Below are 572 nucleotides of genomic sequence, written 5' to 3'. Positions count from 1 at the left end.
CCATGCGCTACACCTCCCATCGTAATAATTGGTGGTCGCCTTGCTCGACGGTGGAGACATTGCCCAGCCGCTTGAGCAAACGAGCCACCAAAGGAAAATAGGTTTTTGTGGTAATCGCTTTCAGACCGCTATTTTTAACGTAGGTCGCCAGTTCACGAGTGGCTTGCACCGCGCCCGTTCCCTCCACAGCCCAAACAAAATAGTCATCACCGACCACCTCACCCGCCACAGCAAGGTGATAGTCATCGCCTTGTATCTGGTAGATGCTCACTAGGTCATCATTGATGGCTTGCTCCATCAGTGCGAAGTCGTCAGGACAAGCGCGAAAAGCATCACGCAAACGCTCTTGCACGCTTTCGCTTTGCGTTACCACTTGAATCATTTGAGTACCTTTAAGGCAACGACGACGGTAATAGCGATAGCAACGATAAGCCAAGGACTCACGCCGCCACCCATATTGATGCCGCCAATGGATTGCCCTGATTGGTTGCTACTCTTTGCCGAAGATGGTCCAGCGCTACCGCCTTTCAAACCACCACCGCCCGTTAAACTGGTCATTGCTCCAAACATAT

The 572-nt window shown here is 51.7% G+C and carries 2 protein-coding genes; both read right to left on the bottom strand.

Translation table 11 applies throughout. From position 1 onward, the window contains the following. Positions 1-7 precede the first annotated feature (7 nt). Entirely contained in the window at positions 8-382 is a 375-nt protein-coding gene (locus AWH66_RS17905; protein WP_071487861.1) for a DNAase, read from the bottom strand. After that, the gene (locus AWH66_RS17900) at positions 379-570 is read right to left on the bottom strand and encodes a hypothetical protein (protein ID WP_063605846.1); all 192 of its coding nucleotides are present in this window, start codon (positions 568-570) and stop codon (positions 379-381) included. The genes AWH66_RS17905 and AWH66_RS17900 overlap by 4 nt, the downstream gene beginning before the upstream one ends. Between the last annotated feature and the right edge of the window lie 2 nt (positions 571-572).

It is taken from the genome of Vibrio barjaei, assembly GCF_001639065.2.
In the GTDB taxonomy this organism is placed as follows: domain Bacteria; phylum Pseudomonadota; class Gammaproteobacteria; order Enterobacterales; family Vibrionaceae; genus Vibrio; species Vibrio barjaei.
This window is presented reverse-complemented; position numbering and strand designations above follow the sequence as displayed.